This window comes from Serratia ureilytica (assembly GCF_017309605.1).
Taxonomy (GTDB): Bacteria; Pseudomonadota; Gammaproteobacteria; order Enterobacterales; family Enterobacteriaceae; genus Serratia; species Serratia ureilytica.
Genome location: NZ_CP071320.1, coordinates 136,943 through 162,884 on the forward strand (window position 1 = coordinate 136,943; position 25,942 = coordinate 162,884).

General features: G+C 61.3%; 18 protein-coding genes. 10 read left to right on the plus strand and 8 right to left on the minus strand.

Annotation, left to right across the window (positions count from 1 at the left end):
• Positions 1-67 precede the first annotated feature (67 nt).
• The gene (locus J0X03_RS00660) at positions 68-1,390 is read right to left on the minus strand and encodes an MFS transporter (protein ID WP_016930463.1); all 1,323 of its coding nucleotides are present in this window, start codon (positions 1,388-1,390) and stop codon (positions 68-70) included.
• Positions 1,391-1,719: 329 nt separating this feature from the next.
• A complete protein-coding gene (gene yhjD, locus J0X03_RS00665) occupies positions 1,720-2,739 on the minus strand; it encodes an inner membrane protein YhjD (RefSeq protein WP_021505224.1) in 1,020 nt (339 codons plus the stop codon).
• 341 nt (positions 2,740-3,080) lie between these two features.
• On the opposite strand from yhjD, the gene J0X03_RS00670 reads away from it, so the two are divergent.
• Positions 3,081-3,947 carry a crotonase/enoyl-CoA hydratase family protein gene (locus J0X03_RS00670; RefSeq protein WP_033645369.1) on the plus strand — a complete coding sequence of 289 codons (867 nt, stop codon included), beginning with the start codon at positions 3,081-3,083 and terminating at the stop codon, positions 3,945-3,947.
• Positions 3,948-3,963: 16 nt separating this feature from the next.
• On the opposite strand, the gene pdeR is transcribed toward J0X03_RS00670, so the two are convergent.
• Positions 3,964-5,958 carry a cyclic di-GMP phosphodiesterase gene (gene pdeR / locus J0X03_RS00675; protein ID WP_033645368.1) on the minus strand — a complete coding sequence of 665 codons (1,995 nt, stop codon included), beginning with the start codon at positions 5,956-5,958 and terminating at the stop codon, positions 3,964-3,966.
• 542 nt (positions 5,959-6,500) lie between these two features.
• Here pdeR and spy point away from each other — a divergent pair.
• Positions 6,501-6,992 carry an ATP-independent periplasmic protein-refolding chaperone Spy gene (spy, locus tag J0X03_RS00680; protein WP_033645367.1) on the plus strand — a complete coding sequence of 164 codons (492 nt, stop codon included), beginning with the start codon at positions 6,501-6,503 and terminating at the stop codon, positions 6,990-6,992.
• A gap of 90 nt (positions 6,993-7,082) precedes the next feature.
• On the opposite strand, the gene J0X03_RS00685 is transcribed toward spy, so the two are convergent.
• On the minus strand, positions 7,083-8,300 hold the full coding sequence (locus tag J0X03_RS00685) for a Tm-1-like ATP-binding domain-containing protein (protein WP_033645366.1): 1,218 nt from the start codon (positions 8,298-8,300) through the stop codon (positions 7,083-7,085).
• 350 nt (positions 8,301-8,650) lie between these two features.
• On the opposite strand from J0X03_RS00685, the gene J0X03_RS00690 reads away from it, so the two are divergent.
• The 4 genes from J0X03_RS00690 (at position 8,651) to J0X03_RS00705 (ending at position 17,237) form a co-directional block, all read left to right on the plus strand.
• Positions 8,651-9,202, plus strand: a complete 552-nt coding sequence (locus J0X03_RS00690; protein WP_223524953.1) for a TetR/AcrR family transcriptional regulator — start codon at positions 8,651-8,653, stop codon at positions 9,200-9,202.
• Between the two features lie 480 nt (positions 9,203-9,682).
• The gene (locus J0X03_RS00695) at positions 9,683-12,706 is read left to right on the plus strand and encodes an autotransporter serine protease (protein ID WP_160204680.1); all 3,024 of its coding nucleotides are present in this window, start codon (positions 9,683-9,685) and stop codon (positions 12,704-12,706) included.
• Between the two features lie 118 nt (positions 12,707-12,824).
• The gene (locus J0X03_RS00700) at positions 12,825-15,929 is read left to right on the plus strand and encodes an autotransporter serine protease (protein WP_408987886.1); all 3,105 of its coding nucleotides are present in this window, start codon (positions 12,825-12,827) and stop codon (positions 15,927-15,929) included.
• A 456-nt stretch (positions 15,930-16,385) separates the two neighbouring features.
• Positions 16,386-17,237 (plus strand): helix-turn-helix domain-containing protein, encoded by an 852-nt coding sequence (locus J0X03_RS00705; RefSeq protein ID WP_033645361.1) that lies wholly within the window; start codon positions 16,386-16,388, stop codon positions 17,235-17,237.
• Here J0X03_RS00705 and J0X03_RS00710 read toward each other — a convergent pair.
• From J0X03_RS00710 to J0X03_RS00725, 4 genes are all read right to left on the minus strand, one after another.
• Entirely contained in the window at positions 17,227-19,011 is a 1,785-nt protein-coding gene (locus tag J0X03_RS00710) for an ATP-binding response regulator (protein WP_033651793.1), read from the minus strand. The two genes, J0X03_RS00705 and J0X03_RS00710, sit on opposite strands and share 11 nt — an antisense overlap.
• A complete protein-coding gene (locus J0X03_RS00715) occupies positions 19,008-19,502 on the minus strand; it encodes a putative pterin-binding protein (RefSeq protein ID WP_033645359.1) in 495 nt (164 codons plus the stop codon). The genes J0X03_RS00710 and J0X03_RS00715 overlap by 4 nt, the downstream gene beginning before the upstream one ends.
• A 160-nt stretch (positions 19,503-19,662) precedes the next feature.
• On the minus strand, positions 19,663-21,015 hold the full coding sequence (gorA, locus tag J0X03_RS00720) for a glutathione-disulfide reductase (protein ID WP_033645358.1): 1,353 nt from the start codon (positions 21,013-21,015) through the stop codon (positions 19,663-19,665).
• A 130-nt stretch (positions 21,016-21,145) separates the two neighbouring features.
• A complete protein-coding gene (locus J0X03_RS00725; RefSeq protein ID WP_033636386.1) occupies positions 21,146-21,988 on the minus strand; it encodes a 23S rRNA (adenine(2030)-N(6))-methyltransferase RlmJ in 843 nt (280 codons plus the stop codon).
• A gap of 135 nt (positions 21,989-22,123) precedes the next feature.
• Between J0X03_RS00725 and J0X03_RS00730 the strand changes: the two genes are divergently transcribed.
• The 4 genes from J0X03_RS00730 (at position 22,124) to rsmJ (ending at position 25,922) form a co-directional block, all read left to right on the plus strand.
• Positions 22,124-22,528, plus strand: coding sequence for an ASCH domain-containing protein (locus J0X03_RS00730; RefSeq protein ID WP_025304616.1), 405 nt, complete (start codon positions 22,124-22,126; stop codon positions 22,526-22,528).
• Positions 22,529-22,544: 16 nt separating this feature from the next.
• Positions 22,545-23,006, plus strand: coding sequence for an HIT family protein (locus J0X03_RS00735; protein ID WP_033651785.1), 462 nt, complete (start codon positions 22,545-22,547; stop codon positions 23,004-23,006).
• A 118-nt stretch (positions 23,007-23,124) separates the two neighbouring features.
• Complete coding sequence (prlC, locus tag J0X03_RS00740; protein ID WP_060660147.1) at positions 23,125-25,167, plus strand: oligopeptidase A; 2,043 nt, start codon at positions 23,125-23,127, stop codon at positions 25,165-25,167.
• Positions 25,168-25,175: 8 nt separating this feature from the next.
• Positions 25,176-25,922, plus strand: a complete 747-nt coding sequence (gene rsmJ / locus J0X03_RS00745; RefSeq protein ID WP_033645355.1) for a 16S rRNA (guanine(1516)-N(2))-methyltransferase RsmJ — start codon at positions 25,176-25,178, stop codon at positions 25,920-25,922.
• Positions 25,923-25,942 lie beyond the last annotated feature (20 nt).

Genomic DNA, 25,942 nt, shown 5'->3' on the forward strand with positions numbered 1-25,942 from the left:
TAGCCCGGTTTTATGACAGGAAACGAACAACGCGTGCGGCCCCCCGCAGTGAGGGGGCCGCAGAGGATCACAGCGACTGGTGGCGGGTTTCTTTCATCAGCAGGAGGGCCAGCAGCGTCAGCCCGGCCATCGCCGCCAGGTACATGCCGACGTAAAACAGCCCGTAGTGGGCCGCCAGCCAGGTGGCGATGTAAGGCGCCACGGACGCGCCGAGAATCGACGCGACGTTGTAGGAGAACGATGCGCCGGTATAGCGCACTTCGGTGGGGAACAGCTCCGGCAGCAGCGCGCCCATCGGGCCAAAGGTCAGCCCCATGATGCTCAGGCCGCACAGCAGGAAGCCCATCACCAGCGCCTGGTTGCCGGAACCCAGCAGGGTCGGGAACAGGAACGCGAAGCCGATCATCAGCAGGGTAATGGCGATCATGGTCTTGCGACGGCCGAACGCGTCCGCCAGCAGGCCGGCGATGGGCACCATCACGCCGAAACCGATCACCGCCACCATCAGCATCCACAGGAAGCTGTTGCGGGAGTAACCGAGCCCCAGCGGCTGCGGCGCAGTGCCGTAGGTCATCGAATAGACCGTCATCAGATAAAACAGCGTGTAGGTCGCCAGCATGATGAAGGTGCCGAGGATGGTGGCTTTCAGATGCTTGCTCAGCAGCGTGCCGAGCGGCACTTTCACCTGTTTGCCGGCCTTGGCCGCTTTGGCGAACACCGGCGTTTCATGCAATGACACCCGGACGTACAGGCCAATCAGCACCAATGCGGCGGAGAGGATGAACGGCACGCGCCAGCCCCATTCCATAAATTGCTGGTCGCTCAGCAGCCACGAGAGCAGCAGGAAGGTGCCGTTGGCGAAGAAGAAGCCGATCGGGGCGCCCAACTGGGGGAAGGAGCCGTACAGCGCACGTTTTTTGGCCGGCGCGTTCTCCGTCGCCAGCAAGGCGGCGCCGCCCCATTCGCCGCCCAGCCCCAGCCCCTGGCCAAAGCGCGCCAGCGCCAGCAGGATAGGGGCGAAGATGCCGATGGTTTCATAGCTCGGCAGCAGGCCGATCAGCACGGTGGAAATCCCCATGGTCAGCAGCGAGGCGACCAGCGTCACCTTGCGCCCCACGCGATCGCCGAAGTGGCCGAACAGCGCAGAGCCGATAGGGCGCGCGACAAAGGCGACGGCGAAGGTGGCCAGCGACTGCAGCGTCGCGGTGGTCGGGTCGCCCTGCGGGAAGAAGATGTGCGGGAACACGATCACCGCGGCGGTGGCGTAGATGTAAAAGTCGAAGAACTCGATGGCGGTGCCGACCAGCGAGGCGACGATGACTTTCCCGCGGGAATTCACCGGTGTAGACGCGTCGTCGGCGTCGAGTGGGGGTGCGATGGTGGCTTGCATATCTATTTCTTATTGTTGGAGGGGGTAAAAATCCATCTTAGTGACAGCATTCCGCCTTTTCAACGCTGGAACTCTGGGCAGCGCCGCCGCTAACCGGTTAAAAAGACTAATGTTTTACCTGACTTCTTTTCTGTAGCGTTAAACGTTGAGAAATGGGGTTCATACAGTGTGAATGGCTGTAAAAACGGGAAAGAAAAGTGACTGGGTAGTTTGTTATGCTGGTTTTTCGAATGCCATGCCGCATGATTTAGAGAGATTGACTGGTTTTTTGCTTGTTAACCAGAGGAAAGTGCCGGCGCGTGCGATAACACCGGCACGATTGCATGGCTTCAGCGTGCCGGCGGCTCGCGTTCCGGCAAGGCTTTGTCGCCTTTGTAGTCGGCCGTTGCGATCCAGGCGGCGCAAAACAGCGTCAGGCGGGCGAAGAAGTAGAAGAACGCCATCAGCCCGATCACCGAGCCGAAGGCCGCGCCGGAGGGCGATTTCGCCACCTGCGGCAGCGTCATCGTCATCACGAACTTGATCACCTCAAAGCCGATAGCCGCAAGCAAGGTGCCGCGCAGCAGCGCTTTTTTCTTCGGTTTGTGGCGCGGCAGCATCCAGAAAATCCACAGGAACAGCAGATAGTTGGCGAAAATCGAGATCGACAGCGCGATCGTCGTCAGCGCCGGCCGCAGCCATTCGATGCCGTCCAGCCCCAGTGCGTTGACGATCGCCGCCTGCGCCGAGCCGGCGACCGAGGTCAGCGACAGCGTGATAATCAGTGCGACCACCAGGCCGGTCAGCGAGATGAAGTCGCGGGTGTACTTGAAATAGATTTTCTCCTGATCCTGCGGATTGCGCTCCCAGACGTCACGCGATTGCGCGCGGATCGCTTCGCGCAGGTTGCCCATCCAACTGATGCCGGAATAGAGCGCCAGCGCCAGGCCGGTCAATCCCACGGTGGTGCGCTGCTGAATGGCGGTGTTGACGGTGTTCTTCAGCGTGCTGGCCAGCGTCGGATCGCTGATGCTGCCGACGATCCGGTTGATCAAACGGGCCAGCAGATCCGGATTGGAAGCCAGCACGAAACCGGCGGCGGCGAACGACACCATCAGGATCGGGATCAGCGAGAGGAATGAAAAATAGGTGATGGCGGCGCCGAACTGGCTGCCCAGCCGATCGTTAAAGCGTTCGGCGGCGCGCAGCAGGTGCGCAACGCTCGGCCAGGCTTTGATGCGTTCAATCAGACGTGAAAAACCGCTGATGCGGCGGTCGAGCGTTTCATGGCCGGTCTTGATGGCGATAAGCGGCTTCGGCGGCGTGTCTTGTGCGGGCTGGCGGCGTTCCTGGTCTGGTCCTGTAGGCATTACTTCACGATTTCCTTAACGTTAAACGGCATGTATCCGCGTTGATTATAGCCAAAGCCCCGCGGCGTTTTGAGCGCCGGGGCGGCAAACGGTCATTTTCCGAGCTTAACGCGTTAGCGCCCGGCATGAAATGCCAGGAGGCGGCCGATAGGTAAAATTCCTATGAAAACCCCGCCGCGCCTCGGTTTTTTTCACTTCCCTACCTCCAATTTTTATCTGTTTCGTCGGCGAGAAAGCGTTTACTCATGATGTGGCGCCACGCGTTGCCGAGCGCCGCTCCGCTGCAGCCGTAGGGGCTGGAACGGTCTCACCCGTCATCAACAGAAAAACTGGAAGGTCTTATGAAATTGCTTAATCACCCCACCTGCCGTCCGTTTACCGAAGCGGGCAATCTGTCGCAGCTTTCCGCCTACTATGAAGAGGAGAGGCATATCATGTGGATGCTGCTGCGCGCTGCGCCGCGTCCTTGCTTTAATCAGGCGCTGATCGAAGACATCATGACGCTGGCGCAGGCGGCGAAAGAGTCTTCGCTGCGGTTCGATTTCTGGGTCACCGGCTCGCTGGTGCCGAACATGTTTAACGTCGGCGGCGATCTGCAGTTCTTCGCCGAAGCCATCAAGAACCGCAAACGCGAGGCGATGATGGCCTACGCGCGTGCCTGCATCGACTGCGTGCATGCGGCGGCGCGCGGTTTCGATACCGGCGCGGTCAGCATTGCGATGATCGAAGGCAGCGCGCTGGGCGGCGGCTTTGAAGCGGCGCTGGCGCACCATTTCGTGTTGGCGCAGAACAATGCGCGCATGGGGTTCCCGGAGATTGCGTTCAACCTGTTTCCCGGCATGGGCGGTTACTCGCTGGTGGCGCGCAAGGCGGGCATGCGCTTGGCCGAAGAACTGATTTGGGGCGGCGAGTCGCACACCGCAGAGTGGTTCGAGAGCCGTGGGCTGGTGGATCAGCTGTTCCAGCCCGGCGACGCCTACATGGCGACGCGCACTTTCATCGATACCATCCGGCCGAAGCTCAACGGCATGCGCGCCATGTTACGGGCGCGTCAGCGCGTGCTGCAGCTGACGCGTTCCGAGCTGATGGACATTACCGAGGATTGGGTGCACTCGGCCTTCACCATTGAGGAAAAAGATCGCGCCTACATCGAGCGGCTGGTGATGTTGCAGGATCGCCACACCCTGAACCTGCGTCGTGCCGGCTAACGTTAACGCGCCCGCCTCACGCGGAAGGTGAGCGCGGGCGATAGGACTGCAGCCAATGCTCCAGCTGTTCCGGGAGCATTGGCCGTGCAAACAGAAAGCCCTGCTTTTCGTCCACGCCGACCTCGTCGAGGAACTGATTTTCGCTCTCGGTCTCCACCCCTTCGGCGATCACGCGGAAGGCCAGCGCCTCCGCCGCCGCGACGATCGCGCGCACCAGCGATTGCGAAACCGGGTTGAAATTCACCCCGCGCACGAAGCTTTTATCCAGCTTGATGGCGTCCAGCGGAATACGCGCCAGCTGCGCCAGCGACGAATAGCCGGTGCCGAAGTCGTCGAGATGCACCTGCGCGCCCAGCTCGCGTAGCCGGGTGATCAGCACGCGCGCGCGGTTTTCGTCTTCAATCAGGCTGCTTTCAGTCAACTCGAAGTCCAGCAGACAAGGGGCCATGCGGTGACGGCGCAGCACCCCGAGCAGATCGTTGACGATGCCGTCGTCTGCCAGCTGCCGGGCGGAGAGGTTGACCGCCACCCGCAGATTCAATCCCCGCTCTCGCCACTGCGCCGCCTGGCAGGCGGCGGTCTGCAACACCCATTGGCCCAGCGGGCCGATCAGGCCGGACTCCTCGGCATAGGAGATGAACTGCAGCGGCGGGATCAGGCCGCGCTCCGGCGAATCCCAGCGCACCAGCGCTTCCACGCTGTGCACTTCACCGCTGCGCGCGTCGATTTTAGGCTGGTAATACAATACCAGCTGATTTTGCTCCAGCCCTTTACGCAGGTTGGTGTCCAGCCACATGTATTCGGCGACGCGCTTGTTCATCTCCGGCGAGAAGACGGTATAGGTGCGCTTGCCGTGCTCCTTGGCGACGTACATGGCGGTATCGGCGCTGCGGATCAGGCTGTCGAGATCGTTGCCGTGCTCCGGGCACAGCGCGATGCCGATCGAACAGCCGGTATACACTTCGATCAGGCCGATGCGGAAAGGGGTCTTCAGCCGATCGATGATGCGCTGCGCCAGCGTTTGCAAACGTTCGCGATCGGTCTGAGGCGCCAGCACCAAAAATTCGTCGCCGCCGAGGCGGGCGAGCACCTGATCCGGGCTCAGGCAGCCGAGGATCGCCAGCGAGACCTCAACCAGCAGCCGATCGCCGAACATATGGCCGTAGGCGTCGTTGACCTTTTTGAAGTTGTCGAGATCGAGGTACACCAGGCCGAAACTCTCTTCGCCGCGCGTGGCGATGGCGTGGTTGATCTTGTCCTGGATGGCGTTACGGTTCGGCAGGCCGGTGATGATATCGGTGTTGGCCAGCACCCGCAGCCGTTCCTGCGCGCGACGCTCTTCGGTGATGTCGGTTCCTGAGCAGATCAGAAACACCTCGTTCTTACCGCTGCCGCTGTGCACGAACTTATTGCGAAACAGGAACAGTCGCTCGCCCTTGACCGTCTTTACCCAGCGTTCCACCTCATACGAAGAACCGTTGCGGAAGAAGCCGGCGATGTTGCGCCGCGAGGCGGCGGCTTCTTCCGGGCTCATAAACAGCTGGAAAACGTTCTTGCCGATCACCTCGTGTTCGTGCAGCCCGGTGTACTCCTCGCTCAGCCGATTGAAGCGCTGGATGCGGCCGTGCTGGTCGACGATCACGATCACCGAGTTGGCTTCGGACACCACCTGCTCGGCGAAGGAGAGCCCATGCACCAGATCGCGCGCCACGGATTGGGTATCGCTGAACGCGGACGCGGTGCCCGCCCATTCGAGGTTATTGACGCGGCGCCCGACCAGATGCAGATGCAGCGGTTCGCCGGCCAGCGTAATGGTGAGTTCAAGGCTGGCGGTCACGCCGGTCAAACGGCGAATTTTCGCCGCGTCCATGGCGCTCAGCGCCACCGCGACGTGGGCTTTGCCCTTAACGGCGGACAGCTCCAGGGCATTGCTGTCAAACGCCAGCCGCCAGTGGGGGCTCTGGGTGCCGAAGTGGGCGTTAAGAAGCTCAGGGCCTTGGTCTGCGGACATGATGATTCCTCAAAAGAGCACGGGCGGCCGGTCAGCACGAAGAACCGCTGGCGGCCTGTGGGCCCGAAAGTGGTCGCCGTGCGCGTCTGTGCATCATATAACAGGTTTTTACAGGCGGGGCGGGTAATGGAAACTATTCTATAAGCAATGATTAGTTTTGCGGTGTACGCGCCACCCGGCGACCGGTTGCCTTAAAGTGTAGGAGGAGAACATCGGGTCGTGCGAAGTTTGTACCGGCTTCCCCGCTAACGAAAAACGGTTGATGCAAGGTTGCCTTGTGGGCGAGTAAATTATAGCGGTGAGAGGGCGGCTGAAAAATAACCCTGTCGGGGAGATTTTTGCCGGGAAATTAAAATTTCCATCAAATAAACGCCTTCTTCATAGTTTTCTCATAATTGGTGAATAAACCCGTGACGGGTTTTAAAAAGTTTACACACCCTCGCATTACTTGAATTTTATCAGCCTATTATTATCTTCGACGAACGAATGAGCCTGTTAACGTACAGCGCTCCTGATGAAGAAAAATTTTTAAGGAAATGATTATGCGTAAATTGACGGCTTTATTTATTGCTTCCACGCTGGCTCTGGGTTCTGCTTCTGCGGCGTTCGCCGCTGATACGACGGCGGCCCCGGCTGCGGATGCCGCGCCGATGAAAATGATGCATCACAAGGGTGAAGGTAAAGGCGGCCCGTTCGCCGGGCTGAACCTGACCGAGCAGCAGCGCCAGCAAATGCGCGATATCATGAAAGAGTCGCACTCGAAACGCGGTCCGGGCATGAAAGAGGAACGCCAGGCGCTGCATAATCTGGTGGCTTCCGACAGCTTCGATGAAGCGAAGGCGAAGGCGCAAATTGACGCGATCGGCAAAGCGCAATCCGAACGCATGCTGGAACGTGCCAAGGCGGAAAATAAAATGTATAACCTGCTGACCCCTGAGCAGAAAAAACAATACAATGAGAATTATCAGAAACGTGAGCAAAAGATGATGGACCATATGAATAAAATGAAGGAGCAGATGTCCTCCGGTCAGTAATATACGCTCGCGGTAAATAAAAAAGGGCCAGACTATTTGTCTGGCTTTTTTTTCGGCGTTATCTCCGGCAGGCCCGGCAGCGAGTGATTATCATTCCCCACCGGCAATATGTCGGAACTGTTCGGCAACGGCCTGCGCAAAGCGCGGATCGTTAATATGGTAAGGCGTTTTTATTAACCGGCGCTTATGGGTGGCGTGCACCGTCTCCTCCAGCGTTTGCGTAAAGGCGGCCAGCGCTGCTGGATCCCAGAACGGTTGCCCAGGGGCATCCAGCGCCGACACGCCGCCCGCCGGGATCACGAAGCGCACTTCGCCCGCGCAGGCGTTGATTTTCTCGCCAATCCAATGTCCGATTAGCGCATTTTCCCGCGGGCTGGTGCGCACCAGCGTCACTTGCGGATTGTGATGATGGCGCAGGCGGTTCGCGTAGCGAGCCGGCACCGTATTCAGCGCGCCGAAGTTGATCATGTCGATCGCGCCGCAGGAGAGTACGCACGGGATGCCGGTACGCGCGATAGCACCGAAACGATCTGCATTGCAGGGCAGCACACCGCCAAACAGGTAATCGGTCACTTCGGTGGTGGTCAAATCGATGGCGCCGTGCAGTTGCCGGCTATCGATCAGTTTTTCCAGCGCTCTGCCACCGCTGCCGGTCGCGTGAAACGTCAGGCAGTCCCATTGCGGCTCAAGATCGGCAACCAGCGCCTGAATGCAGGGGGTGGTGACGCCAAACATCGTCAGGCCGATTGCGGGCTTGTCGTCGTGATGATCGACAGCGGCGAAGCGGACTGCGCCGGCTATCTGGCGCGCCGCATTGCCCAGCACCCGGCGCGAGATACGGTTCAGGCCGGCGAGATCGGTGACCGAATACAACATGCTGATATCACTGGCGCCGACATAGGCGGAAACGTCTCCCGCCGCCATGCTCGAGACCATCAATTTCGGCAGGCCAATCGGCAACTGCTGCATTGCCGGCGTGATGATGGCGGTGCCGCCGGAGCCGCCCAGGCCAAGCAGGCCGGCGATATCGCGGCGCGTCAGGATAAAACGTTCGAAAGCGGTCGCCATGGCGGCGATTGCCTGGCCGCGGCTGGCTAGAAAGACCGCGCCTGCGCCCGCCGGATGGTGGCGAGCGACCTCTTCTGGGCCGATATCGGCCGGGGAGTCAAACGGCAAGCTTCGGGTGGAGAGATCGACGGTTCGCGTGGGTAAATTCAGGCTGGCAATCAGCCGCCGCACATACTCCAACTCTTGTCCTTTCGTATCTGCTGTGGTAGCAATATAGACAAAATTTGAAGTATCTTTCATGGATTTTTCCGGGGTGTTTCTAATTTTTATTTAAAAATTAATGTATTATGTTTTTTTAGGTGCCCTGGTGTTGGCATTTAAATTAAATTGGTTAATGTATTTATATAATGAGACGGCAGTATCATTTTTGCAAGGGCAGCTCAGTGCAAAATGGGACTCCTGTCTCATTTTTGAGCTTTTTGCGCGGCCAACCCTTTGTCGTCAACCTGTCGGCAGTGGCGTCTCGCCTGTCGCGCAAGCGTGTACAGATGTATGAGGTTTAAGTGCCGATAAATGCTTTTCCCACCCCGTCCGACCTTTCTCTGACCTCCGCCCGGGCGAAAACACATCGTTTGTTGCTGGCCAGCGCAATGACGCTGTATGGCGAGGGCGCGTTTCCATCGATCACCGATCTGGCGGCGCATGCGCAGGTATCGCGCGCGACCGCCTACCGCTATTTCCCGACCCAAAGCGCATTAATTACTGCGGTGGTGGCGGAAAGTCTGGGGCCTATTCTGGCGTGGCGCCCGCAGGACGACGATGCCCTGAAGCGCATCCAGCAGTTGCTGACGTTGGCCTATCCTCAGATGGAGCGACACGAAGGGGCGCTGCGCGCCGCATTGCAGCTCTCTTTGCAGCAGTGGGCGCACGCCACGCCGGGCGAAAAGTTCGTGCGCGGCAACCGCAAGCGGCTGCTGGCGCTGGCGGTAGAGCCGTTGCAGGGTAAACTGCCGCCAGATTCTTTACAGAGAGTGATTCATGCTTTCTCGCTGATTTACGGTTCTGAGGTGTTCCTGGTGCTGAAAGATATCTGGGGGCTGGAGCTTGAGGGTATCCAGGATGTCACGCAATGGATGGCCAAAGCCATCCTGCGTCAGGCGGAAGAGGATGCGATGAACAGCAAAAAAACATCAGCAGGATAATCCAATTTTTGCCGCTGCCTGAGTGAAAAATCAGCATAATTCACTGAGTAAATATTGGCAAAAGTTATAATTAAAAGTGATAAAAAGCGCCTGTTAAGCACTTTTCAGGCGACGCTTTCTTTGGTTGTCTTTTAATTAAATATCATTATTTATCATTGTATTAATTTAATTATCCCCCGCGAATAAATGCCGCCTCAGCGCTGAGCGAGATCATTCTCTTTCCTTATCGTCCCCCGTCTGATTCATCCCTGAAACGTTCTCTCCGCCCACCGAACTGCCGAGTGACACATTAAGCGCACTTGAGATTGTTGTGCTTTATTTATTTGGTGTTACCAAACTGTTACACAAAAAATCTTATAAAACATTTGCAAACAACAACGGACGGTATCTGGGATGGAGAAGAAACTTAGAGGAGTTAAATCCGCTCGGGCGGCCTTCGGCTGGCCTGAAATCGGAGTTCATCGCGCACAATGGAGCGCGATGCTGATCTGCCTGACGGCGATCGGCGGCGCGCAGGCCTCCAGCTATATAGAGAACGGCAAATCGGGCGATCCGGCCAGCTGGCGCAGCAGTGAGTTCAACGCGGAATGGGGGCTGGGGGCGATCCACGCCGACCAGGCCTACGCCGCCGGTTATACCGGAAAAGGCATCAAACTTGGCATTTTCGATCAGCCGGTCTACGCCAAGCACCCGGAGTTTGCCGGTGAGAATAAGGTGATCAATCTGGTTACCGAAGGCATCCGCGAATACACCGATCCCTATATTCCGGTGAAAAAAGGCGACACTTTCCGCTATGACGGTACGCCGAGCGTGGACTCCGATGGCACGCTCGGTTCGCACGGTACCCACGTGGGCGGCATCGCCGCCGGCAGCCGCGACGGCGGCGCCATGCACGGCGTGGCGTTCAATGCGCAGATCATCAGTGCCGAAAACGGCGATCCCGGCCCGGAGGACGGCATCATCCTCGGCAACGACGGCGCGGTGTACCAGGCCGGTTGGGATGCGCTGGTGGCCAGCGGCGCGCGCATCATCAACAACAGCTGGGGCATCGGCATTACCGAAAAGTTTGATGAGGGGGGTTATGACCCGGCTTATCCGCATTTCACAGTAAACGATGCGCAAAAGCAGTTCGATCAGATCAAAACGATCCTGGGCACCAAGCCCGGCGGCGCCTATCAGGGCGCGATCGACGCGGCGCGCAGCGGCGTGGTCACCATCTTCGCCGCGGGTAACGACGGCAATCTGAATAACCCCGATGCCATGGCCGGCCTGGCCTATTTCGTGCCGGAGATTGCACCGAACTGGCTGTCGGTCGCCAGCTTGCAGGATCCCACCAATACCGGCGACTACAGCATCAGCACCTTCTCTTCCCGCTGCGGCTACACCGCCAGCTTCTGCGTTTCGGCGCCGGGCACCCGGGTATACAGCTCGGTGATTGAAGGCACCAGCGTGGAGAATCTGACGACCGGCTACGCCAAATACAGCGGCACCTCGATGGCGGCGCCGCACGTGGCCGGCAGCGTTGCGGTGCTGATGGAGCGTTTCCCGTATCTGAGCGGCGCACAGGTGGCGGAAGTGCTGAAAACCACCGCCACCGACATGGGCGCGCCGGGCATCGACGCGCTCTACGGCTGGGGGATGATCAACCTGGGCAAGGCTATCAACGGGCCAGGCATGTTGGTGACCGCCGAGGATATTCCGGCGGAGTTCCGTATTCCGGATCCGACGGGCGTGGCTTACGGCCCGACCCAATTCGTGGTGGATCTGCCGGGCGTCGGCGCGGTGCTGGACAAGGGCAAACCGACCGAGCGCGTCTGCAGCGATGTGCTGTGCGGGCTGGACGTCTGGAGCAACGATATCTCCGGCCACGGCGGCCTGACCAAGCAGGGTATCGGCACCCTGGTGCTGACCGGTAACAACACTTATTCCGGCCCGACGCTGGTCAATCAGGGGCGGCTGGCGATCAACGGCTCGGTCACCTCGGACGTCAGCGTGCAGAGCGGCGGCATCGTCGGCGGCAGCGGCACGGTCGGTTCGCTGACCGCCCGCCGCGGCGGCACCGTGGCGCCGGGCAACTCGATCGGCACCTTGAACGTGGCGGGCAACGTCAGCTTCGAGCCGGGTTCGCGCTACGCGGTGGAAGTGGGGCCGAACGGCCAGAGCGATCGGATCCAGAGCAGCGGATCGGCGACGATCGGCGGCGGCGAGGTGGCGGTGACGCTGGAGAACAGCGCCAACCTGCTGACGCAAAGCGAGGTGCGCAGCCTGCTGGGCCAGCAGTACACCATCCTGAGCGCGCAGCAGGGGGTGAGCGGGCAGTTTGACGCGGTGGCGCCGAACTACCTGTTCCTCGGCACCGGGCTGAGCTACCAGCCGGCCGGGGTGACGCTGAGCGTCGGGCGCAACGGCACGAGCTTCGCCAGCGTGGCGCAGACGCCGAACGAGCGGGCGGTGGCGGCGGCGGCGGATGCGCTGGCGGCGGGCAACCCGGTGTACGAAAGCGTTCTTAACAGCGGTACGGCGGGCGAGGCGCGGCAGGCGTTCCGTCAGCTGTCGGGGCAAATCCATGCGGATATCGCGTCGGCGCTGGTGAACGACAGCCGCTACCTGCGTGAGGCGCTGAACGGGCGGCTGCGTCAGGCGGAAGGGCTGGCGAGCTCGTCGGCCATCAAGGCGGACGAGGACGGCGCCTGGGCGCAGCTGCTGGGGGCGTGGGACCACGCGTCGGGCGACGCCAACGCCACCGGCTATCAGGCCTCGACCTACGGGGTACTGGTGGGGCTGGACTCGGCGGCGGCGGCCGACTGGCGGCTGGGGGTGGCGACCGGCTACACCCGCACCTCGCTGCACGGCGGCTACGGGTCGAAGGCGGACAGCGACAACTACCACCTGGCGGCGTACGGCGACAAGCAGTTCGGGGCGCTGGCGCTGCGTGGCGGGGCGGGCTACACCTGGCACCGCATCGACACCAAACGGTCGGTGAACTACGGGATGCAGTCGGACCGTGACACGGCGAAGTACAGCGCGCGTACCGAACAGCTGTTCGCGGAAGCGGGCTACAGCGTGCGGGGCGAGTGGCTGAACCTGGAGCCGTTCGTCAACCTGGCGTACGTGAACTTCGAAAACAACGGCATCGCGGAAAGCGGCGGCGCGGCGGCACTGCGCGGCGACAAGCAGCACACGGACGCGACGGTGTCGACGCTGGGACTGCGTGCGGACACCGCGTGGCAGGTGACCCCGGGCACGACGGTGGCGCTGCGTAGCGAGCTGGGATGGCAACACCAGTACGGCGGGCTGGCGCGTGGCACCGGGCTGCGGTTCAACGGCGGCAACGCGCCGTTCGTGGTGGACAGCGTGCCGGTGTCGCGTGACGGCATGGTGCTGAAGGCGGGGGCGGAAGTGGCGGTGAACGAAAACGCCTCGCTGTCGCTGGGCTACGGCGGGCTGCTGTCGCAGCACCATCAGGACAACAGCGTCAACGCCGGCTTCACCTGGCGTTTCTAAGCAACATCGACTCAATCCTTGTACGGGAACCGCCTGCGGGTGGTTCCTTTTTCACATCCTGCTAATGAGAACCCGGCGCACCTGGGGCGTCGGCCAATAACAAGCAAAAGGTAAGGAAATGACAACAACAATGGGTTTTGATAGCAAAGGAAACGTTCGTCGCTCGCCGTGGCGGCTGAATGCGCTGGTCTGCTGCATGGCGCTGGCAGGGTATGCGCAGGCGGCGCCGCACGAGGTGAATGGCCAACCCGGCGATCCGGCCAGCTGGCGCAGCGCTGAATTCAACGCCAACTGGGGGTTGGGGGCGATCCACGCCGATGAGGCCTACGCCGCCGGCTACACCGGCAAAGGGCAAAAGGTGGGCATTTTCGACACTCCGGTTAACCGCCATCCCGAATTCGCCGGCGACGGCAAACTGATCAACGTCGTCACCGAAGGCTACCGCGCCTATACCGATCCGCACCGGCCGGGAATTAACGCCGGCGATCGCTTTTACTTCGACGGCACCTTCCACTTCTACAGCGGTTCGCAGGGCATGCTGAGCAATCACGGGGTGCACGTCGCGGGGATCAGCGCGGCGAATCGCGACGGCGTCGGCATGCACGGCGTGGCCTTCGATTCGCAGGTGATCAGCGTCGATAATGACAACGACGGCCCGGCGTACGGCGAATTCCTCGGCCTGGACGGCGCCGTCACCAATGCCGGCTGGCAGGCGATGATCAAGAGCGGCGTGCGGGTGATTAACAACAGCTGGGGCGTCAGCATTCCCGATTTCCTGTCCGACGGCGGCCGCGATCCTAACGCGCTGCACTTCGAGCTGAAGGATGCGCAGGAGCAATTCGATCAGGTCAAGCCGCTGCTCGGTAGCCTGGCCGGCGCAGGCTATCAGGGCGCCATCGACGCGGCGCGCAAAAATATTCTGGTGCTGTTCGCCGCCGGTAACGACGGCAATTACAACCAACCGGATGTGATCAGCGGGCTGGCCTACTTCGTACCGGACATCGCGCCGAACTGGCTGTCGGTCGCCAGCGTGGCGCAGGATGCGGCATCGGCCAACAGCGTGCCTTATACCATCAGCAGCTTCTCGTCCCGCTGCGGCTATACCGCCAGCTTCTGCGTCTCGTCGCCGGGCAGCAAAATCTACAGCACCGTGGCCAACGGTTCCGATCCGGCCAATCTGGTGTCGGACTACGGCAATAAAAACGGCACCTCGATGGCGACCCCGCACGTCACCGGCGCAGTGGCGGTGTTGCTGCAGCGCTTCCCGTACATGAACTCGGCGCAGATTGCCGACGTGCTGAAAACCACCGCCACCGACATGGGCGCGCCGGGCATCGACGCGCTCTACGGCTGGGGGATGATCAACCTGGGCAAGGCCATCAACGGCCCGGGCATGTTCTATACCGTCGAGGATATTCCCGCAGAGTTCCGCATCCCGGATCCGACGGGCGTGGCCTACGGCCCGACCCAGTTTGTCGTCAATATTCCGGGACTGGGCGCCGAGGTGGATGCCGGTACGTTGCATGCCAGGAAGTGTGACGATATCAGCTGTGAGTTGGACGTTTACTCCAATAACATCTCCGGCCACGGCGGCCTGACCAAGGAAGGGATGGGCACGCTGGTCATGACCGGTAACAACACCTATTCCGGCCCGACGCTGGTCAATCAGGGGCGGCTGGCGATCAACGGCTCGGTCACCTCGGACGTCAGCGTGCAGAGTGGCGGCATCGTCGGCGGCAGCGGCACGGTCGGTTCGCTGACCGCCCGCCGCGGCGGCACCGTGGCGCCGGGCAACTCGATCGGCACCTTGAACGTGGCGGGCAACGTCAGCTTCGAGCCGGGTTCGCGCTACGCGGTGGAAGTGGGGCCGAACGGCCAGAGCGATCGGATCCAGAGCAGCGGCTCGGCGACGATTGGCGGCGGTGAGGTGGCGGTGACGCTGGAGAACAGCGCCAACCTGCTGACGCAAAGCGAGGTGCGCAGCCTGCTGGGCCAGCAGTACACCATCCTGAGCGCGCAGCAGGGGGTGAGCGGGCAGTTTGACGCGGTGGCGCCGAACTACCTGTTCCTCGGCACCGGGCTGAGCTACCAGCCGGCCGGGGTGACGCTGAGCGTCGGGCGCAACGGCACGAGCTTCGCCAGCGTGGCGCAGACGCCGAACGAGCGGGCGGTGGCGGCGGCGGCGGATGCGCTGGCGGCGGGCAACCCGGTGTACGAAAGCGTTCTTAACAGCGGCACGGCGGGCGAGGCGCGGCAGGCGTTCCGTCAGCTGTCGGGGCAAATCCATGCGGATATCGCGTCGGCGCTGGTGAACGACAGCCGCTACCTGCGTGAGGCGCTGAACGGGCGTCTGCGTCAGGCGGAAGGGCTGGCGAGCTCGTCGGCCATCAAGGCGGACGAGGACGGCGCCTGGGCGCAGCTGCTGGGGGCGTGGGACCACGCGTCGGGCGACGCCAACGCCACCGGCTATCAGGCCTCGACCTACGGGGTACTGGTGGGGCTGGACTCGGCGGCGGCGGCCGACTGGCGGCTGGGGGTGGCGACCGGCTACACCCGCACCTCGCTGCACGGCGGCTACGGGTCGAAGGCGGACAGCGACAACTACCACCTGGCGGCGTACGGCGACAAGCAGTTCGGGGCGCTGGCGCTGCGTGGCGGGGCGGGCTACACCTGGCACCGCATCGACACCAAACGGTCGGTGAACTACGGGATGCAGTCGGACCGTGACACGGCGAAGTACAGCGCGCGCACCGAACAGCTGTTCGCGGAAGCGGGCTACAGCGTGCAGGGCGAGTGGCTGAACCTGGAGCCGTTCGTCAACCTGGCGTACGTGAACTTCGAAAACAACGGCATCGCGGAAAGCGGCGGCGCGGCGGCGCTGCGCGGCGACAAGCAGCACACGGATGCGACGGTGTCGACGCTGGGGCTGCGTGCGGACACCGCGTGGCAGGTGACCCCGGGCACGACGGTGGCGCTGCGTAGCGAGCTGGGATGGCAACACCAGTACGGCGGGCTGGCGCGTGGCACCGGGCTGCGGTTCAACGGCGGCAACGCGCCGTTCGTGGTGGACAGCGTTCCGGTATCGCGTGACGGTATGGTGCTGAAGGCGGGGGCGGAAGTGGCGGTGAACGAAAACGCCTCGCTGTCGCTGGGCTACGGCGGGCTGCTGTCGCAGCACCATCAGGATAACAGCGTCAACGCCGGCTTCACCTGGCGCTTCTGACGTTCAGCGGTCATTACAACGACAACGGAGCCGGCATGCCGGCTCCGTTTTTATTTGCGGCGGTGGGGGGAGAACGTATGATGGCGCGGCGTCAGGACAATAAAAAACCGGGACCCTGACGGATCCCGGCTCAAAAGTGGGTAAAACAGATTAGCGCTAAAGGCTCAAGCCCCGTTTTGCTTATGCAGTCCGAGCGATGTGAGCATCGTCTCAGTAGCGGCAACGGAACAAATTTTCCCTGGTGTTACTATGGTTATTATTAAAAAACGTGCTGGTGTTGTTTTTTTATAGTGTATTGCTGTATGTCTCTTTTGATACCATGTTTGACGATGCAACATGGTATGTCAAGCAACGTTTTTAACGCATAATTGCATGGGATGCTAGTTTTAGATGTGGCTTTTTCAGCAGAAATAATCAAAACGACTGATAAATCAGTAAAAAAAATCGAAGGAACAAATGGATAACAATCACCAAAAATTCGATTCACAGTCGATTGCCAATCGGGTCAGAGAGCTGTTTTTACATTACGGGATTGGAAAACGTCAGCATGCCCGAGAGCTCAGCCGCATCTTGGATCTGAGTTTTTCACATGCGCACCGCAAATTGAAAGGGCAAAGCCCCTGGACGCTGGAACAGATCAACAGCGTCGCGGCCGCGCTCGGAGAAACGCCGGCGGCGATCGCCGATTTGAGTGCCGAACACGAGGCGGCCGAACCGAACATGGCGCGCGATGCCATCTTTTTTGTGGCAGGGGTCGCGATGCCTTGCGTCGGGCACATCGGCGACGAGCTTCCCGCCGGGCGGCCGGCGGAATTTGTGGCGCTGCGCATCGAGGGGCAATGGCATATCTATCGCGCCGATGAGGCGCCGGCAGGGCCGCGTTATGGCGTCGAGCTGATCGAAATCCGGCCCGGCTATGGCGACGACGAGCGTCTGAGCATTGCGGTATTGGACGATTCGCATCAGGCGGCCGATGAGTTGGCCAAGTATCTTGGCGGCTGCGGTTTCAACGCGGTGGCGTTTTACGACGTCGACAGCTTCTGTCAGGCGTTGCAGCAAAGCCTGTTCGACGGTTACGTGGTGGACTGGCTGATCGGTGAAGAAACGGCGGATCGCTGTATCGCCACCATCCGCGCCTCCGACAACCCGGACGCGCCGGTACTGGTGCTGACCGGTGAGTTGGGCACCGATCGACGCGAATCGGAAATCGCTCAGGCGATGCGCGAGTACGATGTGCTCGGCCCTTATGAAAAACCGGTGCGGCTCCATGTGATCGAAGCCGCACTGCAACGCTGTTTTAATCTTTAGCGGGGAACACCTCGGCCAGCGCGTTCGACAGCGCATCCAGCCGAACCGGCTTCATCAGGTAGTTGTCGAACAGCGCGCGCTGATCCGCCGTGAGCTGCTCCGGCGTGTAGGCGCTGATGCCGATGATCGGCACATGGCGGTTGGGGCCGCGACGATTGCGCAGCTGCCTGGCCAGGGCGGCGCCGTCGATGCCCGGCATCTGCAGATCCAGCAACAGCGCGTCGTAAGGGCGTCTGAGCAGTTTCTGCAGCGCGCGCTCCGGCGAGTCGCACAGTTCGTGCTGGTAACCCAGCTTATCCAGCAACGCCGCAAAGGCGTCACCCACCGACTTGTTGTCATCCACCACCAGCACCTGCTGCGGTTTCTGCTGCAGAGAGGCATTGGCGGCGGCGGGCTCGTCGGCGCGTTCTTCTTCACTGATCTGCACCGGAATGCTGACGATAAAGGTGCTGCCCTTCTTGATTTCGCTGTACACCGTGATGGTGCCGTCGAGCAGCGTCACCAGGCCGTGCACGATCGCCAACCCCATCCCCACGCCGGCATATTGCTTGGTATGCGACTGATCCAACTGGGTAAAGGGTTTGAAGATCTGATCGAGCTGGTCTTTTTCGATACCGATGCCGGTGTCGGTCACTTCGATAATCAACGAACTGCCGCCGGGTTGACGGCGCAGACAGCTGTGCAGCGTAATGCTGCCGCTTTCGGTGTATTTGTAGGCGTTGGTCAGCAGGTTGACGATAATCTGCCGGATGCGCAGCGGGTCGGAATGCACCAACAGGTGGCTGCACTCCACCTCGCAGCTCAGTTTGACCTGCTCTTTGCGGGTCAAAGTAGCGATTTCGTTGGCGGTCTCCGCGATCAGCTTCTGCGCGTCGAACGGCACGATGCGCAGCTCCATCATGCCGCTGTCGAGGTGCGCGTAGTCGGTCAGATCTTTCATTTGGCTTTCGATCTGCTGCGCGGCGGTCTCCAGCCGCTGGAAGGTGTCCGCATGCTCCGCCGATACCCGGGTATTCACCAGCACGTCGATGGCCGACATCACGCTCTGCAATGAGGTGCGCAGTTCGTGGCCGATGGCGCCGAGGAAGGCGTTTTTGGTGCGGGTCGCTTTCTCCGCCTCGATCGCCTTGGCCTGCTGGCGAATGGTCAGCCGCTGCTGACGGAACACGATCAGGGTGATGGCGATCAGCGCGATCACCGAGAACATGACAATCACCAGCCCATAGAAAATGATGTGCCGTTTCTCGATGTAGTCCTCATAGGCGGCGGTACGCTGCTTCACCTCGGCGTGGTCGGTCAGGTTGGCCATTTCGATGGCGTAAGGCTTAATGGCCTTCATGGCCGCGAAAACCTGATTGAAGTCGATTTTCGGGTTATCCAGCAGTTTATCGATGCGATCCATCTGCAGGCGCATCTGCTTGACCACTTCCGGGTAGCCCGGCTCGGCGTACAGCGGTTGCGTGGATTCGGAGACGGTTTCCAGCACGTAAAAGCGCGAATAGAGGATTTCGAACCGCAGCCGCAGGTTGTCGTTGTCCACCTGCGGCGCGTGGCTCTGCTGCTCGACGAACGTGTCGAATTCCGCCAGCTTGATGGAGAACTTGGCGATCGACCAGGAGTAGTTCTCCTGCGTGCCGGCGATGGCATACAGCCCTTTCTTCGACAGGGTGGCGCTGTAGTAATAGAGCGTGACGGTCGAAGCCACCAGAAACAGCGCGGCGAAGATGGCCGGTATCGCCAGCCTGCTGCCGTTCTTAAAGGTCGTCAGCTTCATTTGATCACGATCCTGTCGACTTGCCAGATAAAGCGCGAGTTGTACAACGGCGAGTTCAGCTCAGGCCCGGCGGCGTCACGCGGGTAAACCAGGAACAGCGGGCCGAAGTTTCTGAGCTTCAGCATCTCCCCGTCCATCTTGTAGGCCAGGATCATGTTGTACTTCTTGACGTCGGACAACGGCACGTCGATGTAATAATCGTTCAGCGCGTAGAAGGTCAGCGTCTCGCCCTTGGCGCCGACGCGCTCCAGGATGTCGGCCACCGAAATCCCTTCAAACTTCCTCTGCGGCGTCCAGGAGGTGGAGGTCGTGATGCTGTGCACCGGCATCGCCAACAGCTGTTTATCGGTGAACAGATAGCTTTTTTTGACCGGATCGGTCACGTTGTCGATCTTGCCCGCCACTTCCAGGGTAAAGCTGAGCGCGCTGCTCTGGGCGATAATCAGGGCCACGCAGGCCATCGCAAGGGTTTTGCATAGTTTGAACAGCATCGGCGTTCTCCAGAGGCGCGGGGAGGTTTGTATCAGTCCCGCTAATTTATCAGGCAGAATAATGGCAGAAAAAGCAGGCGGGTGCGAAGGGAATAGTAAACCGCACAAAAAGAACAGGCCGGTATTTACCCCGGCCTGAGAGAGGGATAAACGTAGCGCCTCAGCGCATGGTGACGAACTCTTCCGCCGCGGTCGGGTGGATCGCCACGGTGTTGTCGAAGTCCTTCTTGGTAGCGCCCATCTTCACCGCCACCGCGAAGCCCTGCAGGATTTCATCCATGCCAAAGCCGATGCCGTGCAGGCCGACGATCTTCTCTTCTTTACCCGCGCACACCAGCTTCATGCGGCACGGCTGACGGTGCTGCGTGACGGCGCTGTACATGGCGGTGAAGGAGGATTTGTACACCTTCACGTTGTCCGCGCCGAATTTCTCGATGGCTTCCGGCTCGGTCAGACCGACGGTGCCGATCGGCGGGTGGCTGAACACCACGGTGGCGATGTTGCTGTAGTCCAGGTGCTCGTCCGGCTTGTTGTTGAACAGGCGCTCGGACAGGCGGCGGCCAGCGGCCACGGCGACCGGGGTCAGTTCTACCGCGCCGGTGTTGTCGCCCACCGCGTAGATGCCTTTGACGTTGGTGTTCTGGAACTTATCGACGTCGATGTAGCCTTTCTCATTGGTTTTCACCCCGGTCACGCCGAGGTTCAGGTTGTCGGTCGCCGGTTCGCGGCCGATGGCCCAAATCAGGCAGTCGACGGTGAATGCCTTGCCGTTTTCCAGCTGCAGCGTCAGGCTGCCGTCGGCGTTCTTGACGATTGCTTTCGGCACCGATTCGGTATGCAGGCTCGGCCCCTCGGTGTTCATCACTTCCACCAGGGTGTCGACGATCATCGGATCGAAGGTGCGCAGCGGCGCGTGCTTGCGCACGAACAGGTGCGTTTCCGCGCCCAGCGCGTTCAGCACGCCGGCGATCTCTACGGCGATATAGCCGGCGCCCACCACGGCGACGCGTTTCGGCATGGCGTCCAACTCAAAGAAGCCGTCGGAGTCGATACCGTATTCCGCGCCCGGAATAGCCGGATGGCTTGGGCGGCCGCCGGTGGCGATCAGGATGTGATCGGCGGTGATGGTTTCGCCGTTCACTTCCACGGTGTGCGCATCCACGAAGCGCGCGAACCCTTTGATCACGTCAACCTTGTTCTTGCCCAGCACGTTATCGTAGGAGTTGTGAATGCGGTCGATATAGGCGGTGCGGTTGGCGACCAGCTTTTTCCAGTCGAAGGCGTTGACGGTGGTGTCGAAGCCGTAGTCCGGGCCGTACTGATGGATGGCCTCGGCGATCTGCGCCGCGTGCCACATGACTTTTTTCGGTACACAACCCACGTTTACACAGGTGCCGCCCAGCTCTTTGGCTTCAATCAGCGCACACTTTTGGCCGTACATGGCTGCCCGGTTGATCGATGCGATACCGCCGCTGCCGCCGCCTATTGCTAGATAATCGTAATGTTTCGTCATCTGGGATTTCCATGAGTTGTGAATTTGAAGAGGGTAAGAGTTTAACGCCTGACCGGGGTTTGTCGCAAAGATTGCGTCGATGGCTGCGATAGGTGGACGCAGGGCGCGGCAAACCGCGCCCTGCTGGGGATTATTCCGGTACCACCCAGTTCACCAGATGGTGACCGATGCCCGACGGCACCAGCACCTTGTGCAGCCACGGCAGCACGTTTTTCATCTGCTGTTCCAGCTTCCACGGCGGGTTGATGACGATCATGCCGGAAGCGGTCATGCCACGCTGATCGCTGTCGGGTTTCACCGCCAGTTCGATCTGCAGAATGCGGCGAATGCCGGTGGCTTCCAGATCGCGCAGCATGCGTTTGATCTGCTGGCGCATCACCACCGGGTACCACAGCGCATAGGTGCCGGTGGCGAAACGTTTGTAGCCTTCCTGAATGCCTTTGACCACGTCCTGGTAATCGGTCTTCATTTCATACGGCGGGTCCATCAGGATCAGGCCGCGGCGCGACGGTGGTGGCAGCTGGGATTTCAGCTGCTGATAGCCGTCGGCGCGCTGCACTTTGGCGCGCTCGTCTTTCTGGAACTCGCTGCGCAGCAGCGGGTAATCGCTCGGGTGCAGCTCGGTCAGGTGAATTTTATCCTGCGGGCGCAGCAGCTGGCGGGCGATCAGCGGCGAGCCGGGATAGTAGCGCAGCGTGCCGGAACGGTTGAAGTTGTGCACCACGCTCATGTAGGCCGCCAGCTCCTCGGGCAGATCGTCGCGTTGCCACAGCAAGCCGATGCCTTCCAGGTATTCGCCGGTGCGCTCGGCGTGTTCGCCGCTGAGCTGATAACGGCCCGCGCCCGAGTGGGTATCCAGATACAGGAACGGCTTCTCTTTTTCCTTCAGCGACTCGATGATCAGGCTCTGAACGGTGTGTTTGAGCACGTCGGCGTGGTTGCCGGCGTGGAAACTGTGGCGATAACTTAACATGACGGGTGGCGGTTCCTTGTGCTCCGCAGACGGAGCATTCAATGCAATAAGGCTTATAATCTGCACAGTATAAACTGTCTGGCCGGGAAAAACCGGACTCCGTTGCCGCAGACGTTAACAGAAAGGGACAGGACGATGAGCAAACAGGCGATTTTGGCGAATTACCCCGACGCGGCGCGCTGGGCGTTCGGCGACGGCCCCGCGTTAGCCGACGAACTGCTGGGGTTGGTGCTGAGCGGGGATAAAACCGCCACCTGCAGTTCCTATGCGAGCTATCGTCGGGAACAAACCCCGAGGATCGGCGATTACAGCATCGTTCTCGATGGCCGCGGCGAACCGGCCTGCGTGATCAGGACCCTGGCGCTGCGCCTGGTGCGCTACGACCAGGTGACCGCCGAGATGGCGGCCAAAGAGGGCGAAGGCGACAAAAGCCTGGCATTTTGGCGCGAGGGGCATCAGGCATTCTTTACCCGCGAGGGGAGCTTTGCGCCGGACATGTGGCTGGTATTCGAAGAATTCGAACGGGTTGAAACGCTGTGAATCACAAGGAGAAAGGATGAGCTGCATTTTTTGCGACATCGTGGCGGGCAAGGCGCCGTGCCATAAAATCTGGGAAGACGACGACCATCTGGCGTTCCTGTCCATCTTTCCCAACACCGACGGCTTCAGCGTGGTGATCCCCAAGGCGCACCACCCGAGCTACGCGTTTGACCTGCCGGACGAGGTGCTGAGCGCGTTGATGCTGGCGACCAAGCGGGTGGCAAAGCAGCTGGATCGCGCGTTCGACGACGTCGGCCGCTGCGGCATGGTGTTTGAGGGCTACGGCGTTGACCATGTGCACGCCAAACTGATCCCGCTGCACGGCACCGCGTCGCTGGAGCAGTGGCGGCCGATCGAATCGACCTCGCCGAAGTTTTTCACGCGTTACGAAGGTTATATCTCCTCCCACGATGCGGCGCGCGCCGACGACGAACAGCTGGCGGCGCTGGCCGCCCGCATTCGCCAATGCGCCGTTTAAGGCACGAACGATCAACGCCGGGCATTGATTTTCCTGTTGCCTGGCTCCATGTTAGAGATTCATACGCATTTTAAGGCTCGCCCCCGTGGCGGGCCCCAACGCTAATCAGGACTGCCCTATGACAAATCCGTTGCTGACCCCGTTTTCCCTGCCGCCGTTTTCGGCGATCCGCCCTGAAGATATCGTGCCTGCGGTGCAATCCGCGCTGGCGGACTGCCGCGCCGCGGTAGAGCGCGTGGTCGCGCAGCCGGGGCCGTTCACCTGGGACAATCTGTGTCAGCCGTTGGCGGAGTCGGACGATCGCCTGTCTCGCATCTGGTCGCCGGTCGGGCACCTGAACTCGGTGAAAAACAGCCCGGAGCTGCGCGCCGCCTATGAGCAGGCGCTGCCGCTGCTGTCCGAGTACGGCACCTGGGTCGGCCAGCACGAAGGGCTGTACCAGGCCTACCGCAGCCTGAAAGAGGGCGCGGCGTTCGAGACGCTGAGCGTGCCGCAGCGCAAGGCGGTGGACAACGCGCTGCGCGACTTCGAGCTGTCGGGCATCGGCCTGTCGGCGGACAAACAGCAGCGCTACGGCGAGATCGTCGCGCGCCTGTCCGAGCTGGGTTCCACCTACAGCAACAACGTGCTCGACGCCACCATGGGCTGGAGCAAACTGATTACCGACGAAGCCGAGCTGAGCGGCCTGCCGGAAAGCGCCCTGGCGCAGGCCCAGGCGATGGCGCAGGCCAAAGAGCAGGACGGCTGGCTGCTGACGCTGGACATGCCGAGCTACCTGCCGGTGCTGACCTACGCCGACAACCGCGCGCTGCGTGAAGAGATGTACCGCGCCTTCGCCACCCGAGCCTCTGACCAGGGGCCGAACGCCGGCAAATGGGACAACAGCGAAGTGATGGCGGAAACGCTGGCGCTGCGCCACGAGCTGGCTCAGCTGCTGGGCTTTGACACCTACGCCGACAAGTCGCTGGCGACCAAGATGGCGGAAAGCCCGGAGCAGGTGATCGGCTTCCTGAGCGATCTGGCCAAGCGCGCCCGCCCGCAGGCCGAGCAGGAGCTGGCGCAGCTGCGCGCCTTCGCCAAACAGCACTATGGCGTGGACGAGCTCGACGCCTGGGACATCACCTATTACGGCGAAAAACAAAAGCAGCACCTGTTCTCCATCAGCGACGAGCAGCTGCGCCCGTACTTCCCGGAACAGCGGGTGGTGGAAGGGCTGTTCGAAGTGGTGAAACGCATCTACGGCATCACCGCCAAAGAGCGTAAAGACGTGGATACCTGGCATCCGGACGTGCGCTTCTTCGATCTGTTCGACGCCGACGGCGAACTGCGCGGCAGCTTCTACCTCGATCTGTACGCCCGCGAAAACAAACGCGGCGGCGCCTGGATGGACGACTGCGTCGGCAGCCTGCGCAAGGCTGACGGCACGCTGCAAAAACCGGTCGCTTACCTGACCTGCAACTTCAACCGCCCGCTGGGCGACCAGCCGGCGCTGTTCACCCATAACGAAGTGACTACGCTGTTCCACGAGTTCGGCCACGGTCTGCACCACATGCTGACGCAGATCGATACCGCCGGCGTCTCCGGCATCAACGGGGTGCCGTGGGATGCGGTCGAGCTGCCGAGCCAGTTTATGGAAAACTGGTGCTGGGAGCCGGAAGCGCTGGCGTTTATCTCCGGCCACTACCAGAGCGGCGAGCCGCTGCCGAAGGCCATGCTCGACAAGCTGCTGGCGGCCAAGAATTACCAGGCGGCGCTGTTCATTCTGCGCCAGCTGGAGTTCGGTCTGTTCGATTTCCGCATGCACTTCGAATACAGCCCGGAGAAAGGGGCGCAGATCCTGCCGACGCTGGCGGAAGTGAAGAAAATGGTGGCGGTGGTGCCTTCGCCGAGCTGGGGCCGCTTCCCGCACGCCTTCAGCCACATCTTCGCCGGCGGCTACGCGGCGGGTTACTACAGCTACCTGTGGGCGGAAGTGCTGTCGGCCGACGCCTACTCGCGCTTCGAAGAAGAGGGGATTTTCAACGCCGAGACCGGCAAATCCTTCCTCGACAACATCCTGTCGCGCGGCGGTTCGGAAGAGCCGATGGCGCTGTTCAAACGCTTCCGTGGCCGCGAGCCGCAGCTGGATGCTATGCTGCGCCATTACGGCATTAAAGGATAACCCGACACGTGAGCGTGTGTTTATTGTGTGAAGCAGGCGCCGATCCCGGCGCCTTGTCTGTTTTGGCGCAGCGCTGGCGGCTGACGTCCGACGACGACGCGCCGATGGCGCTGGTACTGACCCCGCAGCGGCTGGAGCTGCGCAAGCGCGACGAGCCGAAGCTTGGCGGGATCTACGTCGATTTCGTCTCCGGCGCCATGGCGCACCGGCGCCGCTTCGGCGGCGGCCGCGGCGAGGCGGTGGCCAAGGCGGTCGGCATCAAGGGCAGTTACCTGCCGGACGTGGTGGACGCCACCGCCGGGCTGGGGCGCGACGCCTTCGTGCTGGCGGCGCTGGGCTGCCGGGTGCGGATGCTGGAGCGCAATCCGGTGGTGGCGGCGTTGCTGGACGACGGCCTGCAGCGCGGCTATCAGGATGCGGAAATCGGCCCGTGGCTGCGCGATCGTCTGACGCTGCTGCACGCCTCCAGCCTGACGGCGCTGGCGGATCTCAGCCCGCGCCCGGAGGTGGTGTATCTCGATCCGATGTTCCCGCACAAGCAGAAAAGCGCGCTGGTGAAGAAAGAGATGCGGGTGTTCCAATCGCTGGTGGGCAGCGACGATGACGCCGACGGCCTGCTGGAACCGGCGCGCCGTTTGGCGACCAAGCGCGTGGTGGTGAAACGCCCGGACTACGCGCCGCCGCTGGCCGATGTGCCGGCGCACGCCGCCACGCTGACCAAAAGCCACCGTTTCGATATCTACATGCCGCTGTAATGTCTGCCGGGCCCGCGGTG